We start from the raw sequence: 1,479 nt of genomic DNA on the forward strand, positions 1-1,479 counted from the left end.
CAGCGGGCACCTTCTTGTCCTTCTTCTTGAACATCTCCAGCATGCGCCGGGTCACCAGGAACCCGCCGAAGACGTTGACCGCGGCCAGAGCGACCGCGAGCACGCCCATGGTCTTGCCAAGGCCCGTCTCAGTGAGCGCGGCGGCCAGCATGGCGCCSACGATCACGATCGCGGAGATGGCGTTGGTSACSGCCATGAGCGGCGTGTGCAGCGCCGGGGTGACGGTCCACACGACGTGGTAGCCCACGTAGATGGCCAGCACGAAGATGATCAGGTTGATGACGGTGTGGGATACGGGGTCCATGGCGGCTTCTCCTCGGGCTTGGCGGTTCGCTTGTTCGCTTACTTCTTCGTGACCTGGCCGTCCTGGGCCATGCGGCAGGCAGCGACGATGTCGTCTTCGAGATCGATCTTCAGGCCGCCCTCCTTGGGCAGCACGAGCTTGAGGAAGTCGAGCACGTTGCGCGCGTAGAGCGACGATGCGTCSGCGGCCACCAGGGCTGCGAGGTTCGTCTCCCCGACGATCGTCACGCCGTGCCTGACCACCGTCTTGTCGGCTTCGGACAACGGGCAGTTGCCTCCAACGCCATCGGGGCCCTTCCCCGCGGCGATGTCCACGATGACCGAACCCGGCTTCATCGACTTGACCATCTCCTCGGTGATGAGCGTCGGAGCGGCGCGCCCCGGGATCAGCGCGGTGCTGATGACCACRTCAGCCTGTGCAACGCGCTTGGCCACTTCGATCTTCTGGCGATCGAGCCAGCTCGGGGGCATSGGKCGGGCRTAGCCGCCCACGCCTTCGGCGGCTTCTTTTTCTTCGGCGGTCTCGTAGGGCACTTCGATGAACTTGCCGCCCAGGGACTCSACCTGCTCCTTGACCGAAGGGCGCACGTCCGAGGCTTCGATCACGGCGCCCAGGCGCTTGGCAGTGGCGATGGCCTGCAAGCCGGCAACGCCCACGCCCAGRATCACSACGCGRGCSGCYTTSACAGTGCCTGCGGCGGTCATCAGCATCGGGAAGAAGCGCTGGTACTTGTCCGCGGCCATCATCACGGCCTTGTAGCCGGCGATGTTGGCCTGGGAGCTGAGCACGTCCATGCTCTGCGCACGCGTGGTGCGCGGAGCCGCCTCCAGSGCAAAGGCCGTGAGCCCCGCCGATGCCAGGCGCTGCAGCCCGGGCGCATCGAAGGGGTTGAGCATCCCCACGAGCACGGCGCCCGGCTTCATCAGCGCGATCTCGTTGTCAGAAGGCGAGCGCACCTTCAGCACGATCTCGCAGCCGAGGGCCCCGGCAGCATCGGTGATCTCGGCACCCGCGGCCTCATAGGCGCTGTCGGTCAGGCTCGCCGCCACCCCCGCACCCGATTGCACTCGCACGGTGTGGCCCTGCGCAACCAGCTTCTTGGCGGTCTCCGCAGTCACGGCCACTCTGGTCTCGCCTGGCACAGTTTCGGCCGGCACGCCTATCAGCATGGAGGT

General features: G+C 66.5%; 2 protein-coding genes. Both read right to left on the bottom strand.

Annotated features, from left to right (window positions below):
- Positions 1–304: NAD(P) transhydrogenase subunit alpha part 2 (locus AC1DSF_RS30490; RefSeq protein ID WP_478184050.1), on the bottom strand; the 304-nt coding region annotated here is incomplete at its 3' end.
- Positions 305–342: 38 nt separating this feature from the next.
- Entirely contained in the window at positions 343–1,473 is a 1,131-nt protein-coding gene (locus AC1DSF_RS30495) for a Re/Si-specific NAD(P)(+) transhydrogenase subunit alpha (protein WP_478184051.1), read from the bottom strand.
- Positions 1,474–1,479 lie beyond the last annotated feature (6 nt).

This window comes from Variovorax sp. 01N429, from assembly GCF_056399425.1.